Below are 14572 nucleotides of genomic sequence, written 5' to 3' on the forward strand. Positions count from 1 at the left end.
GGTTTGTATCAATTTCATTTTTCGTAATTATTCATGAAAAAATATGCCATTATAGTAGCGGGCGGGAGTGGTAGCCGGATGAAAAGTAATTTACCCAAGCAGTTTATAGAAATAGGTGGATTACCCGTATTGATGCATACTTTAATCCGTTTTAGAGAAGCTTATTCAGATATCACCCTCATACTGGTATTGCCAGAAAGTCAGTTTGATTTTTGGCATGAACTATGTCTAAAACACCATTTTGAAGTAGCTCACCAATTAGTAAAAGGCGGACAATCTAGATTTCAATCAGGTAAAAATGGGTTGTCGATAATAGATACAGACGGTATCGTGGCAGTGCATGATGGTGTCCGACCATTTGTAAGTACAGACATCATCCGTGAAAGCTTTGAGGTTGCCCAAGCCAAAAGAACAGCCGTAGTCAGTGTAGCATCTAAAGATTCTGTTCGGGTAAATGGGCAAGCGATAGACCGACAGACTGTTCGATTGATACAGACACCACAAACGTTTCAAGTAGCTATTATCAAAAAGGCTTTTGAAACCGAAGAGTTGAGTACCTTTACTGACGATGCGAGTGTCGTAGAATTTGCAGGCTTTGATATTAATCTCATCGAAGGGTCGTACGAAAATATCAAAATCACCACCCCCGAAGATTTAGAGTGGGCAGAAATTATTTTGAAGCGAAATGCTTAAACGCTTATCCATAAAAGAATATACTGACGGCATTTTGGCTGGAAACAGAATGATTCTCAGCAGAGCAATCACGCTGACAGAAAGCAATTTGCCTACAGATAAAATATTGGCTCAAGAAGTACTAGAAGCTGTGTTACCCCATACGGGAAATTCAATCAGGATTGGTATTACAGGTGTACCTGGCGTGGGCAAAAGTACTTTTATAGAGGCCTTCGGACAGTATTTGACCAAGCTACCCAAAAAAGTAGCTGTATTAGCGATTGACCCAAGTTCGCCCATTAGCAAAGGAAGTATTCTGGGGGATAAAACCCGCATGGAAAAGCTCGTGAATGACCCACTAGCTTATATCCGTCCTACCCCTACCAGTGGAGGTTTGGGGGGCGTAGCCAACAAAACCCGTGAAGCAATGTTACTTTGTGAAGCCGCAGGCTTTGAAGTAATCATTATTGAAACAGTTGGAGTGGGGCAATCAGAAACCATAGTGCATAGTATGGTCGATTTTTTTCTATTACTCATGTTAGCTGGTGCTGGTGACGAACTCCAAGGAATCAAGAAAGGCATTATGGAAATGGCCGATTTGATAGCTATTACTAAAACAGATTCGGGCAATGAAACCCAAGCGGATTTAGCTAAAGTAGCTTATCAAAATGCCCTACATTTGTTCCCACCTAACCAAACAGGCTGGTACCCCGAAGTACTCACCTGTTCGGCTATTACTGAGAAAGGGATTAAGGAAATATGGGAGGCAATTGAAAAGCATCGTGAACTACTTATGGGAAATGGATATTTTCAACAGAAGCGTAGCCAACAGAATTTGGAATGGATGTATAATTTTATAAAGAAGTCGCTAGAAGAGAAATTTTACGAACATCCTAGCGTTGACCTTTATAGGAAAGATATTCAGCAGGAGGTAAGTGAAGGGAAGAAATTGCCCATTAATGCTGCCATGGAATTGCTGAATTTATTTTATCAAAATAAAAAATGAAAAACTTTTGGCATAATTTAGCCTTATCAATCCTCAAGTACAGACTTTACTACTTATCTGCCGTAATTGCCCTTGCAATTTTCATGACGGTGATGGCTTCTAAAACGCAAGTTTCTAGCGAATTGCCTAAGATTCTTCCTCAATCAGATGAACGCTTTCAGTTATACGAATCTTTCAAAAAAAGATTTGGGGAAGATGGTTCAGTGATGGTAATTGGTGTTGAAACCAACAAAATGTTTCAGTTGGCTTTTTTCCAACATTGGCAAGACTTGGCTAAAGCTATCAAAACCGTAAAGGGTATAAAAGATGTAGTATATGCCGGTAATATTCCAAGAGTCGAGAAAAATGATTCTCTGAAACGCTTTATTACCAAAAGTCTGATAGCACAGAGGGCTACTTCCCAAGTTGAGGTAGATTCTGTAAAAACCAAATTAGATAAACTACCTTTTTATAAAGGATTTATCATCAACGAAATGGGCAATGTGCATTTGATGATGATTACTTTTGACCAAAGTGCTATTAATGATAAGAGTAGGGTAGAGGCTGTACAAAAGATAAAGAAAATTGCTGGAGAATTTGAAACTAGCCAAAATACAGAGTTGCATCTCTCAGGAATGCCTTTTATTCGTACTGAAATGACGGCCCAAATTACTAACGAATTAGGTATTTTCTTGATTTTAGCAATAGTAGTTACTTCCTTGATTTTACTGGCGTTTTTCAGGAGCTTCAAAATAATGCTGGTAGCATTGGTAGTTGTTTTAATTGGAATCGTATCTGCCTTGGGGATTATTGTGATGTTTGGGTTTAAGATTTCTATCATTTCTGGATTGATTCCTCCTCTTGTAGTTGTGATTGGCGTACCCAATGCCATATTTATCGTAAACAAATATTACGAAGAATACGCTTTGCATGGTAACCAAGAGTTAGCCTTGAAAGTAACCATCGAAAAAATTGGACAAACACTTGTGTTGTCGAACCTCACTACTGCTATTGGGTTTGGTGTTTTTGCTTTTACGGGTAGCATCTTTTTAATAGAGTTTGGCATTGTGGCAGCTATCAATGTAATGTTAACTTATGCTGTTTCATTGATTTTGATTCCTGTAATATTTAGCTTTTTAGCACCGCCAGCGAACAAACATACTATCCGTTTAGAGTCTGGTAAAATATCCAAATTTTTACTTGGTATCGACCATTGGGTAAACCACCGAAGGTCGGTTATTTATTTAGTAATTATCCTAATTATTGGTGTATCGGTATATGGCACAACCAAAATAAAATCAATAGGGTATATCGTAGATGATTTAACGAAGGATAACCCTATCTATACCGATTTGAAATTTATTGAAAAGAATTTCAAAGGAATTATGCCTTTTGAGGTAGCCATAGACACTTATGAACCTGGCAGAGTAATGAATTCCCCAGAGCTTTTGACTAAAATAAAAAGGATGGAGAAGGAATTTGCCAAGTATCCAGAATTTACCAAACCTGTTTCTTTAGTGACGGCCGCTAAATTTATTTATCAGGGGTATCGTGGTGGTGACCCTAAATATTTTGTATTGCCAGGTATCAACGAACTAGCAAAGCTTAAAGAATACAATGCTAGCTTGTCGGGTAAACAAAATTTTGCCAAAGGCTTTATTGATTCTACAAAGCGTTATACACGTGTAAGTTTTCAGATTGCAGACTGCGGAACGGTGCGGACTAATCAAATAATTAGTGCGTTACAACCTAAAATAGATAGCATCTTTAATTATAATGCCGAAACCAACGAGTTTTATAAAAAAGGGGATAAGCAAGGCTATGATGCTGAAATAACTGGTAATAGTGTGATTTATGCTTGGCAAAATGATTATTTGCAAGGTAATTTGGTAGAGAGTACCCTTCAAGCAATTTTTCTGATTTGTATCATTATGGCATTGTTGTTTAGGTCTTGGAAAATGGTTTTTATTTCAACTTTACCAAGCTTGATTCCCCTTCTGATTACAGCGGGATTGATGGGCTATTTTGATATTCACTTGAAATATTCAACTATTTTGATATTTTCAATAGCCTTCGGTATTTCATCAGATGGAACTATTTATTTCTTGACACGCTATAAAGATGAATTGTTGAATAAAAACAGAACTGTAAAAGAAGCTGTCACAGCAACCATTTTGAATACGGGTGTTTCTATGTTTTATACAGCAATCGTATTGTTTACAGGTTTTTTTATTTTTACAGCTTCAACTTTCAAAGGAACACAGTCGTTAGGAATATTAATTTCAATTACGCTGTTGATGGCGATGATTTGCAATTTAATATTACTACCAGCATTCTTGATGACACTGAATAAGCGTGAAAGTAAAAAGCTATTTATGTAGTTATAAGGGGTTTTTTTCTGAATACAAGTATCTGATAATCTTATCCTTATCACTAGCGAGGGACTTAAGTCCCTCGCTAGTGATAAGGGTTGAAAGCTCGATTGCTTAGTCACTAAAGACACCAGCTAACAGTAAATGATTTTGAGGATTATCTTCCCACACGTTGCGAAGCACTACACTACGGCTTGTGTCATGGAATATTACATCACAAAACCCCTTTTAATAAAAAAAGCTTATGCCTTACAGCTTAATGCTAATAGCTACTAATTATCTTTGCGGATGGAAAAACAAACTTCAATATACACTACTCAGTTTTGGTTACTTTGCGTTAGTAATTTTCTTTTTTCTGCTAGTTTTCAAATGATGATTCCTGAACTACCCGATTATCTAGGTTCAATGGGTGGAAAAGAATACATCGGTTACATCATTGCATTATTTACGCTTACAGCAGGTTTTGCGCGTCCTTTTTCTGGTAAATTGACTGATACTATCGGTAGAGTACCCGTGATGGCCTTTGGGTCATTGGTATGTTTTGTTTGTGGCGGACTATATCCCTTTGTTCATACCATTGCTGGTTTTTTATTATTGCGCTTTTTACACGGTTTTTCTACGGGTACCAAGCCAACGGCTACGTCGGCCTATGTAGCAGATATTATTCCCGAAAATCGACGTGGTGAAGCACAGGGAATGCTAGGTATTTTTACGGCAACGGGGATGTCTATCGGCCCAAGTATCGGGAGTTATCTTACCAGTTGGATATCTATCAATGGAATGTTTTTTACTTCTTCGGCTTTTGCTTTACTCTCTATCTTAATATTGTTGAATATGCGAGAAACGCTTCCAACGATACAAAAAAAGGCTTTTTCTTTTAAATTATTTAAGATAGGGTGGCAAGATGTGTTTGAACCAAGGGTAATTCCAGCCTTCGTTGTGATGATTTTAGTATCATTCTCTTCGGGTGTATTGCTTACTTTGGTGCCAGACCAGACCAAATTATTGGGGATAAGCAATAAAGGGCTTTTTTTTACTGTTTATACCGTTGCTTCTTTAACAGTAAGGCTATTCTTTGCGAAATCATCGGATAAATATGGTCGAATTCCTATTTTGATGATTTCATCAACTATCTTGGTAATTTCCATGATATTGTGTGCTTTAACTAGCTCTTTTTGGATATTTATTTTATCCTCTATTTTATTTGGCTTTTCTTGGGGATTCAATACACCCACTTTAATGGCGTGGACAGTAGATTTATCTGACGAACTTTACAGAGGAAGAGCCGTTGCCACTACTTACATTGCCCTAGAGGCTGGTATTGGCTTAGGAGCATTATTTGCAGGACAAATTTATAAAGGCAAAGTAGAGAACATTGTCATCCCATATTTTCTTGCCGCTTTTTTTGCATTTGCTTCTTTGGTATATTTATACTTTAAACAAAAAGAAAGACCTGTTTTGATAGAATCTTAGCAGTTAAGCAGTGATTAATAAATAGTAATTGGTGATTAGCACACAAATTTTAGGTTATCATTTATTTACTACAAATGACAACATTGCTTTAATTGTATTGATTACTTAACTTAGAGTTTTTAATATTTTCTAGGGTTTAAAAATATTATTTTAGATTAAATAGGTGTAATTTTTTCTGAAATTCCGCTGTTTGAGCAAATCGAAATGGGTCGCCATTACGATTATAAATTTCTTTTAGCTCTTCCATTGCAGTTACTTTCCTTATATCGAGCTGGCACGCATAGTGTGGCACGCATAGTGTGGCACGCATAGTGTGGCACGCATAGCGAAGAAAAGATAATTAATAGTGAATGGAAATTTTCTTTTCAGATAAAAATCAAATAAAATTCTTAAAAATATTCTAATTTGTCTAGCGTTAGCAAAAAAATGCTACCGAGACATCAGATCATTTACCAATCACTATTTACTAATCACTACTTACCATGGTTTTTGAACAATATCTCGAGCAGAAAAATATAGATTCAGAAAAATTTCTTTGGGCAAATCCCGAGGATTTTCAAAGCCTGAAAGTGGTTTTTAACCAAGTAAATCCAGAGAGTTTTACAGCCCAAAAGAAGTTTTTAATTAACAAACTTCGTAGAAAATATCAGTTAAAAACCTTCTAAGTAAATACACTGACTTCGCTTAAATTAGTATCAATGAAATTTAACTGCAAATCAATAAATAGGAATATTTGTAGTATATTTATGATTATTAAAATAAAATAGTCTCACTTCATTTGCTGAAACTCCTTTCTTTTAAACTTTGCCAAGACAAAAATCTAAATCATTGTACTTTTTTAAGAATTAAAATTCATGTCTTCTGTAAAAAACTTAGAAACTTTTTTTCCAACCGAAGCTCAGATTCCAGCGGAATATAATCTCACAGAGCCGATTGAGCAACGTGAGTATTTAGTTAACGGCGAGATGCGTCAGTGGGCTGGGAAGACCCAAGATGTTTGGTCTCCTGTTTATGTTCAGACTGCCAACGGTTTAGAACAAAAAAGAATAGGTTCGTATCCTATCACCAATCCGGAAGATGCGATGGAAATCTTGGATGCTGCCGTAAAAGCTTTCGACCATGGTCGTGGCGAGTGGCCATCCATGTCTGTTGCTCACCGTATAGAATGTGTTGAGAAGTTTACGCAACAGATGATTACGAAACGTGATGAGGTTGTGAAATTATTGATGTGGGAAATCGGTAAATCTTTGGGTGACTCACAAAAAGAATTTGACCGTACCGTTCAATATATTTATGATACTATTGGTGCATTGAAAGACATCGACCGTAATTCTTCAAGATTTATGATTGAAGAGGGAATTATCGGACAGGTTCGTCGTTCTCCACTTGGTGTTGTTTTGTGTATGGGGCCATTCAACTATCCCTTGAATGAAACTTTCACTACGTTGATTCCTGCATTGATTATGGGAAATGTAGTGATGTTTAAGCCACCAAAACATGGTACTTTATTGCACTACCCGTTATTGGAGGCTTTCCGTACATCATTCCCTGCTGGGGTAATCAATACAATTTACGGTCGTGGAAATTCAGTAGTTCCTCAATTGATGGAATCAGGCAGAATTGATGCTTTAACCCTGATTGGTTCGTCGAAAGTAGCGGATAAATTGAAAAAAATGCACCCGAAAGTAAACCGTTTGAGAGCTATTTTAGGACTAGATGCTAAAAATGCTGCCATCGTTACTGAAAGTGCTGATTTAGAATTAGCCGTGAAAGAATGTATGTTAGGTTCATTATCGTTCAATGGTCAGCGTTGTACAGCTTTGAAAATAATGTGGGTACACGAATCATTGGTTGATGCTTTCAACAAACGCATGTCTGAAGAAATCGGTAAGTTGAAATTAGGTTTAATGTGGGAAAAAGGAGTAAACATTACGCCACTTCCTGAGCCTAACAAACCAGCTTACTTGAAAGAATTGATTGACGATGCCATTGCACACGGAGCAAAAGTTGTAAATGAAGGTGGTGGAGAATCTTTCAAATCTATTGTTTACCCTGCATTGGTATATCCTGTAAACAGAGAAATGAAAGTTTGGCATGAAGAACAATTTGGACCTCTTGTTCCAGTAGTAGCTTTCAGTGATATTCAAGAACCAATTAATTACTTAATTGAATCGTCGCACGGTCAGCAAGTATCTATTTTCAGTAAAGATGTTCATCAAATTTCTGAATTAATGGATGTGGCTGTACACCAAGTTTCGCGTGTAAATATTAACTCACAATGTCAGCGTGGACCAGACGGTTTCCCTTTCACTGGTCGTAAAGATTCAGCAGAAGGAACACTTTCCGTAACGGCTGCTTTGCGTTCGTTCTCTATTAGAACAGTAGTAGCAACGAAAGAGACTGCTGAGAACAAAGCTATCGTCAACCAAATTGTAGAAAACCAAGAATCAACATTCCTTTCTACTCGTTTTATTTGGTAGTTTTTTTAGCTTTGAGCTGTCAGCCTTGAGCTATGAGGTTTTGATATAATCATTTCAAAAAAGTAAACCTCTGCAAAAAATTACTTTGCAGAGGTTTCTTTTTGAAATAAATTTGATAAAATACCCGAGAGCTTCAAGGTCGCTTACTGATAGTTATCAATGTACAATCACTTGGAGTAGTGTTACGGCTTATGTCAGGCATTCTTTGAAGTAAAAGGAACTTTTTATCTCAAAATTAAATTCCTTGTAGGAAACTTTTTAGTATTTGTACTGGTACGATAACTACGACGAGAGGTGTCGCAAAAAAGTAGAGTAGTTTTATAGCTATCGTTGTTAGTAATTTATTTACTATAATCACTTGGTTTTTTGGTGTTCCCATCAATAATTACTACAGCAACTCCCGATTTGTATCCAATATCCTCACTCTGAAATCCATGTAGTTTAGGCGATACAAATGAGATATTATTGATAGGACTTGCAGGAGGGTTTAGTTTTTCAGTTAAATCAAGTATGCACAGTATAGAAAGTTGTTTACTATTACCTGATGAATAAGCAACAGGTTGATTCTGATATTTTTCAATCATTTTTTTTCTATCTGAAATATTATTTTCAACTTTTAATTCTGCAATAATACCGTTATATGAAATTTCAACTCTGCCACCAGATAAATGACCCTCTTTAGTTATATTTTCACCCAAATATTGTAACCCAATTAAGTGTTGGATTAATTTATCTCTAAACACGTCCTCTTTCATCGAATCAACATTTTTAAATATACCATGTTGAATTGAAAATCCTTGATAATTTAAAACCCCTTGTAATAGTTTTATAAAATTGCTTTTTTCTTCTTTATCAATATAAAGGTCCTCATTTATTTTTTCTAAAATTTCATGAGCAGCTTTATCCATCATCTTAAATCCAGTATTAATTTGGTGTGAATTGAAGTCAAAAACTTTTAAAATCAATTGATCATAGCCTATTAGAGTTGGATATTTTTTATTTGAATCATTTTCAAAATATGCAAATAATTTAATGCAAATATTATCGTCTATACTATTTTGAGGGTATTTAAATATTACATTTCCTTCAATTACATATTCAATTTCATTTTTCTTAAATTGAATAAATGGTACAGAGAACACATACCAATCGTTGTCAGTTGTACTTAGAGGTTTAATTATAAGTTTATCATAGTTTTCAGGCCAAAAATTAAGATTAACTTTTCCTGAAATTTTATAACTGACATTAGGTTTTAGGATTTTAGGATTTGGCCAAGGTTCATCATCGATAAATAAGTTGAAGGATAAAACATTAATTAATTCTTTGTTAGGAATCTGTGCCTCTTTGTATTCTTCTTCATACAAAAATGTTTTTTGTTTTGGAAAGTCTGAAATAAAAGGAATCTGAATTTTACTAAATATATTAATGATATTTTTTACATCATTAATATCCTCGACATTTAATATATTTAGTCTCAAATTAATAATATTCTCTTTAAATTCTTCAATGTAAGATATTGTCTCTAAATCAATTAAATTGATATTAGTTTTTGCAGCTTTTAGATGATTTGAAATTTCTCCATTCAATTCTTTTTGTGCAAATTTCAAGAGGTGAAAGATAGAAGCTAATAAATACCTATACGTTCGGAAGAAATGTTCTTCTGGATGGTTATTAGATTCATTTTGTAAACGCTCTATTTTTTCTAAAAATTCTTTCTCTTTTTCCAATACTGCTTTGATAGAAGAAAAATCGAAATTCGTTGCAAATGATAATAGCTGAAGTCTGATTTCTTTTTGGACAATTAAAAGGTCTTCTTTATACTCTCTCATTTATTAATCAATGTTTAATATTCAATTCTTGTTGAGCAATACTCTGAAAAATATTTATTTGTTTCAGTAAATAATTATTTGATTTCACAACAGGAATATTTTCCTTCAATAAATGGCAATTTCTATTCAAAACTTCATGTAAACTATAATATGCAAAAACACGTAATAATTTTAGAATTGTTCTATAGTCACTAACTTTTATTCGAGTTACTATAAAATCAGAGAATAATTTATCATTTTGGATTATCAAAGAGCTTGTTTGATAATAAAGTGTATTGAAAAATGGAGCAATTATGTCTTCATGACTATAAAAACTATCAACTTTTAATTTCCCAATAAACTTTAATGATTGAACTAACCAAAACTCTATCAAATTAGTATTAGTTTGAGCAATATTATTTAATTTTTTTATAAATTCTATGGCAATGTAATAATTAGAGTCACAATATTTTTCATAGTAAAGTTTTGTAACATTATCATGAAATTGTATATTCATTTCTTTACTATAAAATAGAATTATATTAACTAAATTTTTGCTATATTCTAAATTCTCATTTTTAAAATATGAAGATTCCCATGAGATTAAATTAATATACCACTGCTCTCTCTGTTTAGGTGTCAAGAATGTAAATATTCGATAAGATAGCTTGTTAGCTTCTTGATGTATTATTATGTAATTGTTGGTTTGACATTTACATATTGTCTCAATATCTTGATTAGTTACTTGTTCAGGGTAATGCTTTAATATAAAATAATACACTTCTAAAGCTTTTTTTCTTATAACAAGGTCTACATCATTCAAAAATACTTTGATTATATCTATAAACGATTGTGTGATAAGCTGGGGAAATTTGTCGAAAATTTTTATTAGAAAATTCATGCCTTCAAATCTAACATCTAATGAGTCGATATCTAGAATATAGCTATGAATTTGAGGTAAAAAATCTGCAATAAAAGAAGGGTCATTTGAAGCATCTTTCAATAATGAGATAAAAATACCTTTTAATTGCCCATCCTTTTTACTATCCAATTCTTTAATAATTGAAATAATATGTCTAAGACTATTCAATGACTTATCTTTTGAGATAAAAAACTCAATAATATCCTTAAGTTGACTGAAATTATTGTTGAAGGTGAATTTTAATGTTTCAATCTCATAAGGGTCTAAATTTTGCAAAGGGTTAAATGTAGAAACGATATTAGTAGAAATCTCTTCTTTATAATGATTATAAGATTTTATTCTCTCAAATAAGTGAATTAAAATTCCAGTAAGGCTATTAAAATCATTATCTATCAGTTCTAGGCGTTCTTCTGTTACTTCTTTAATGATATTAATTGAGGCTTTTACTACGTCTGTGTTTTCAGTTTTATTTGATATAAAGCCAATTACTATTAATAGTAGTTCCTGACTATCTTCTTTATTGCCTTTAATAATAATTTTTTCAAATAAGACTAAAAGCTCTATTATAGCTCCCTTACTTAATCGATTTAAACATTTAATTAAATTATTTTTAACAAACGTAGAATCTTTTTCATAGAGCAAAAATAAAGTTTTGCATGTAAAATTATCTGCGGATTCATTATAGCCATCATCGTCTAATTCGAGTGAAAAAAATAACTCTTCAATGAATTCTTTTACTATAGTAAAGTCTCTCTCAATAAGTTCTTGTAATAAACCATTTGTATTGATTCTCGTCAATTTATTATTAACAAATAATCTATTCTTAATATGTTTTTGTAGCGTTTCTTTGTTTAAAGAATAAATTTTAAAAATTAATTCAATAGAATGAGGGTATGAGTATTTTTTATCATAATAATCTCCCATTTGACGTTCATATTGAAGGTTATCAACGATAGATATAACAAAGTCTTTGTTTTCCTCAAGCCATTTATTACTGAGTATATTGAGTAGTATTGCTGAAACGTCATCATTTATTTTATTTTTGATACTATCAAGCAATCTTTCTATTGCAAAATTTGAAAAATTGACTCTAACTTTTGAAACATTATATATTGATTCAATTATATGTCTGTCAATATCATTTTCATCTAAAAATAAACATAAATAGTCAATAGAGATATTATTAAAGAATAAAGGAGAAAGTTTACTTGCTTCTAGTATTTCAAGAGATTTTTCAATTTTATTTGACTCTATTTCATCAATAATTTTAATAATAGATAGCTCAGTAATTGTTGTACTATCTTCATGCTTAATTGCTTTTACTTGTTCTTTAAAAAGTGTTTTTGTTCTTGCGATTTCCTCTTTTTCTCTTAATATTTCTTCATCCCATTTTTTTTTCAATTCTATAATTTCTCTTCCAAAATTTTTTTCATGAATTTCTTCGTGATATTTGCATTGAAGACAATTTTCTAGAATAAAATCTCTAGCAATTGACTCGAAATGAAAGGCAGTGAATCCTCTATGAGTATGGGGGCATGAAATAGAAAGATTGGTTGGTACATTATACATTTCAGTAATTAAACCAGCTGATCTATCTTCAATATGAATATGTTTGCACCAAGTTTTAACTCTTGGAATTAGGAGTTTATTTCTTTTTCCAAGTTCAACACTTTTTTGGATTTCCTTTTTATTCGAATTAACTTTTGTCATGACCAATTTAGGCTGTAATCTGAGATTTATATTGAACTTTGCTAAATAGAAGTAATTTACAGATAAACTTATAAAATATCAAAATCCCCTACTTTGCATAGTGTCAACACTATGCAAAGTAGGGGACTAGGGTATAAAAATCAAAGCTGATTACTCAATGCTTAAATCTGACAGCTATCAATCAATTAAACTTCAATTCATGCTTCAAGCCAGAATACTTCCTAAGGTCTAGTGCCAAAGCACCAATTTTTAAAGAAACCTCTGCTCTTACTGGAATTTTATTTTCATCATCCGTTACCCACATTTTTACAGATTCTTCGTCTTGAAAGAAATTGTTTTTAGGTAATTGAGGGGTGATTTTAAAAGTGCTAATTTTACCAAACTTTGTATTGATCGTTTCTTTGCCACGAAACTTCAATCGCATATTATACACTTCTCCTTCAAAAAAGAATGTAACAGGTACAGAATCACCCACATTCATTTTTGAAAAGTCAATCGTTCTGATAAAGTAATAACCACTTACCACATCCTGAATATACTTAGGCAGATTATACGTTTTCTTCTCTTGCGAATCATCCATTTCAAACAATTTTGCAGTATTGTTATTATGGTTAAAAATTACTCTTTGTTCTTTTTTATAATTTCCTTCATGCTTGTTCATATAGAACTGCTGAGGTAAAATCATAGATGCATCGATGTAGGATGTCCAAGTATCGCGTACTTTACTAATCCAATCGGTAACCCCCACAGTTCTAGCTACGATACCAACTTTATAACAAGGTTTACCATTAGCATTTTGTAGTTTGTTATCTACATCCACAATGGCCTCCGCAGCATTCACAAAACCATAATGCACACGATATTCTATATGTTCGCCAGTAGTAAAACTATCTTGTTCGATTACCCTTTCTTGAAATGATGACTTGAAACTCATCGCCGTAACCAAGAGAATTATTATCAAAAATACTTTTTTCATATATGCGCAGATTACTGATTATATTTTTTTTGCATGGACTTCAAAAAATGTTCGAAGTTCCCTTTATATTGTTTTTGAAAGATTGACTCAAACTCATTTTGTTTAGAATTATACGTTTTAAACCCTATAAAATAAGCATTGTTTGGCAAATCCTTCCTGTCAATTTTAGGTTTAGGTAAAGCCGTTGATTTTTTTAAGATAGTATCCTGACTTATTTCAATTTCCTCAATTAACGCATACTTTAATGAATCCTTGCGTATGTCAGAAATTTTTTTGCCTTCAAAAGTTTTATAAAGACTATCCAATTTCAAAGTCCCTCTGTTTAAGTGCTTTATATATTTGTCTCGCACCTCTTTAGATTGATTTTTCTTTTGGAACTGTGGAGACTCTTTGCCGTATTTATAAATTAAAAAACGTTTTGCACCATAATCGCCAATGAAGTTGGCAAGATTCTCACTCGTCTCATGATCATCTTTTACAAAAATCGTTCCATGTGTCATTTCGTGAATAATCAGGCTCGCCAATTTGCCATCAGAGTAGTAAAGCATACTGCTTAAGATAGGTTCGGGTAGCCAGCCCAAGGTAGAATATGCTGCCCCTTGTCCCATCTCTGTATCGTAGCCTTGTAGTTTCCAAACATTTTCTTCCTGATAAGCAGCCGTTGAATCAAAGAAACCTTTGTAAGTAAAGTTGCCAATAAATGGAAAATTAAACATCACTGCTTCCATTTTATACCGCTCTGCTACAGTCAACAAATATACCAAAGGCCTTCCTTGTTGGTCATACAAAGTTTGGTATACTTTTGGGTTATCCTGTAAGCCCAAAGAATCAATGGCAAAACGCTTTATCTCGCCAATCAATAAAATGCGTTTTTTTAATGAATCAGGAACATTTTTATCTTTCAGTACCTCTTCAAGCGGACGAGTATTGAAGGCAACATCCAACCCTCCTCTGGCTTGTTGGTATAGATAAACAACCCAAACTCGTTGCCAAAAAAGGACAATAACCAATAGTACGATAAACAATAACCAAAAATTATATTTACGACGAATCTTTAATACCATGAATTGTATGTTTTAATTTATTAGTGCAAACAAAGGCAAATTATTGAAAATATCTTGGAATATACAGATAGTCTACGAATTTGCCCCTTACAAAAGTATCATGATTTGAA

General features: G+C 33.3%; 11 protein-coding genes. 6 read left to right on the forward strand and 5 right to left on the reverse strand.

Annotated features, from left to right (window positions below; genetic code table 11):
• Positions 1–33 precede the first annotated feature (33 nt).
• The 4 genes from J2Y60_RS08575 (at position 34) to J2Y60_RS08590 (ending at position 5502) form a co-directional block, all read left to right on the forward strand.
• Positions 34–693 (forward strand): 2-C-methyl-D-erythritol 4-phosphate cytidylyltransferase, encoded by a 660-nt coding sequence (locus tag J2Y60_RS08575; RefSeq protein ID WP_309923120.1) that lies wholly within the window; start codon positions 34–36, stop codon positions 691–693.
• Complete coding sequence (gene meaB / locus J2Y60_RS08580; RefSeq protein ID WP_309923119.1) at positions 686–1678, forward strand: methylmalonyl Co-A mutase-associated GTPase MeaB; 993 nt, start codon at positions 686–688, stop codon at positions 1676–1678. The genes J2Y60_RS08575 and meaB overlap by 8 nt, the downstream gene beginning before the upstream one ends.
• Positions 1675–4038: an MMPL family transporter gene (locus J2Y60_RS08585; protein WP_309923116.1), complete on the forward strand. Its 2364-nt coding sequence runs from the start codon at positions 1675–1677 to the stop codon at positions 4036–4038. The genes meaB and J2Y60_RS08585 overlap by 4 nt, the downstream gene beginning before the upstream one ends.
• Before the next feature lie 279 nt (positions 4039–4317).
• Positions 4318–5502 carry an MFS transporter gene (locus J2Y60_RS08590; protein ID WP_309923115.1) on the forward strand — a complete coding sequence of 395 codons (1185 nt, stop codon included), beginning with the start codon at positions 4318–4320 and terminating at the stop codon, positions 5500–5502.
• Positions 5503–5647: 145 nt separating this feature from the next.
• On the opposite strand, the gene J2Y60_RS08595 is transcribed toward J2Y60_RS08590, so the two are convergent.
• Complete coding sequence (locus tag J2Y60_RS08595) at positions 5648–5812, reverse strand: hypothetical protein (RefSeq protein WP_309994596.1); 165 nt, start codon at positions 5810–5812, stop codon at positions 5648–5650.
• 172 nt (positions 5813–5984) lie between these two features.
• On the opposite strand from J2Y60_RS08595, the gene J2Y60_RS08600 reads away from it, so the two are divergent.
• Positions 5985–6167 (forward strand): hypothetical protein, encoded by a 183-nt coding sequence (locus J2Y60_RS08600; protein WP_309923113.1) that lies wholly within the window; start codon positions 5985–5987, stop codon positions 6165–6167.
• A gap of 189 nt (positions 6168–6356) precedes the next feature.
• Positions 6357–7982 (forward strand): NADP-dependent glyceraldehyde-3-phosphate dehydrogenase, encoded by a 1626-nt coding sequence (locus J2Y60_RS08605; RefSeq protein WP_309923111.1) that lies wholly within the window; start codon positions 6357–6359, stop codon positions 7980–7982.
• A gap of 341 nt (positions 7983–8323) precedes the next feature.
• Here the strand turns inward: J2Y60_RS08605 and J2Y60_RS08610 are convergent, their stop codons facing one another.
• From J2Y60_RS08610 to J2Y60_RS08625, 4 genes are all read right to left on the reverse strand, one after another.
• On the reverse strand, positions 8324–9811 hold the full coding sequence (locus J2Y60_RS08610) for a hypothetical protein (protein WP_309923108.1): 1488 nt from the start codon (positions 9809–9811) through the stop codon (positions 8324–8326).
• 7 nt (positions 9812–9818) lie between these two features.
• Positions 9819–12422, reverse strand: a complete 2604-nt coding sequence (locus J2Y60_RS08615) for a hypothetical protein (protein ID WP_309923106.1) — start codon at positions 12420–12422, stop codon at positions 9819–9821.
• Between the two features lie 181 nt (positions 12423–12603).
• Positions 12604–13398, reverse strand: coding sequence for a DUF3108 domain-containing protein (locus J2Y60_RS08620; protein ID WP_309923104.1), 795 nt, complete (start codon positions 13396–13398; stop codon positions 12604–12606).
• An 11-nt stretch (positions 13399–13409) separates the two neighbouring features.
• Positions 13410–14462 carry an aminopeptidase gene (locus tag J2Y60_RS08625; protein WP_309923101.1) on the reverse strand — a complete coding sequence of 351 codons (1053 nt, stop codon included), beginning with the start codon at positions 14460–14462 and terminating at the stop codon, positions 13410–13412.
• Positions 14463–14572 lie beyond the last annotated feature (110 nt).

Origin of the sequence: Arcicella sp. BE140 (assembly GCF_031456255.1) — a bacterium.
Taxonomy (GTDB): domain Bacteria; phylum Bacteroidota; class Bacteroidia; order Cytophagales; family Spirosomataceae; genus Arcicella; species Arcicella aquatica.